At 44.5% G+C, this 1,525-nt stretch carries 2 protein-coding genes; both read left to right on the forward strand.

Going from position 1 to position 1,525, the window contains the following annotated elements; translation table 11 throughout:
* Positions 1-65 precede the first annotated feature (65 nt).
* Positions 66-746 (forward strand): helix-turn-helix domain-containing protein, encoded by a 681-nt coding sequence (locus tag ET33_RS35875; protein WP_036694134.1) that lies wholly within the window; start codon positions 66-68, stop codon positions 744-746.
* Positions 747-977: 231 nt separating this feature from the next.
* Complete coding sequence (locus tag ET33_RS40815; protein WP_081890654.1) at positions 978-1,481, forward strand: IS3 family transposase; 504 nt, start codon at positions 978-980, stop codon at positions 1,479-1,481.
* Positions 1,482-1,525: the final 44 nt, after the last annotated feature.

Genomic DNA, 1,525 nt, shown 5'->3' on the forward strand with positions numbered 1-1,525 from the left:
TGATATGCTCCCCTTTAGGTAGACAGGTTAAATAAATAAACTGTCTGCTTGAAGGGGAGTTTTCTTTGGCCAAAAAGAATGAATATAACGCTAAAGAGAAATTAACGATTATTAAGGAATGGGAAGAAGGCGCTGGGACCCGAGCGGAAGTTGCCCAAAGGTACAACATTAGTGTCAATACCTTGGTGAAATGGCGACATCGCTATGAACTGTACGGGATGGAAGGATTAGAAATCCGAACGGGTAAAAGCAGCTACTCCGTGGAACTTAAACTTCGAGCTGTTCACGACTATCTCTCGGGTCAATATTCTCAATACGAAATCATCGATAAATACAAAATTGCTAGTCGTACCCAACTCAAGAGTTGGATTGACAAGTATAATAGTCATAGCAGCTTTAAATCGGATAACGAAGGAGCAAGAGCTATGACAAAGGGTCGCTCTACAACGTGGCAGGAACGAATCGATATCGTCCTCTACTGTCTTACACATCAACATGATTACCGGAAGGCCGCGGAGCAGTATCAGGTCTCCTACCATCAAGTGTTCCAATGGGTAAAAAAGTATGAAGCTGGCGGCCAGGATGCATTACAGGATGGTCGAGGGCGAAAAAAGGCAGCTGAAGGGTTAACTGAAGCGGATCACCAGAAGCTCGCAATGAAGAAACTGGAGTATGAAAATGAACGACTTCGAGCGGAGAATGCATTCTTAAAAAAGTTACAGGAATTGCAAAGGAGGCGACGTTAAGTGGGCACCGACAGGAACATGTTTACTTAGCTATCCAGTCCGTTCAGCAGGAAGGGGCTTTTAGCCTCCAACTGCTGTGTGAGATTGCCGAGATCCCACGGTCAAGTTATTATAAATGGCTAAGCCACAAACCTAGTTTGCGTGAACAAGAAAATGAGGAGCTTATAGAGGCCATGCTTGTTCTTCATGAGAAGGTTGGGGGCATTTACGGATACCGTCGCTTAACCCTTCATCTGCGCCGACAAATCAAGCAACGGANNAAACAAGAAGTGGCTGACAGATGTAACGGAATTGAAATACGGGAATGGGCAGAAGGCCTACCTGAGCGCCGTTTTAGACCTCCATGATAACACTGTAGTCTCCTATGTATTAGGGCACTCCAACAACAATGGCCTTGTATTTCAAACCGTGAAATTTGCCTTACGAGCAGCACCAGAAAGCAAGCCGATGCTTCATAGTGATCGGGGATTTCAATACACCTCTTCACAGTTCAAAAGGTTATTTGGCGGGAAACTCACCCAGAGCATGTCTCGCGTTGGTAGGTGCATTGATAATGGGCCAATGGAAGCATTCTGGGGAACTCTAAAGTGCGAGAGGTATTATTTACGTTCCTATATTACATTCGAGGATCTGAAGAAAGACATCGAGACCTATATCTACTTTTATAACAATGAACGATTACAGGCGAAGTTAAACGGCCTCAGTCCAATGGAATTTAGGATCAAGGCCGCTTAAAAGCTTTTGTTATTTGTACTGTCTACTTGACGGGGTGCAGTTCA

The organism is Paenibacillus tyrphae (assembly GCF_000722545.1).
Lineage (GTDB): Bacteria > Bacillota > Bacilli > Paenibacillales > NBRC-103111 > Paenibacillus_G > Paenibacillus_G tyrfis.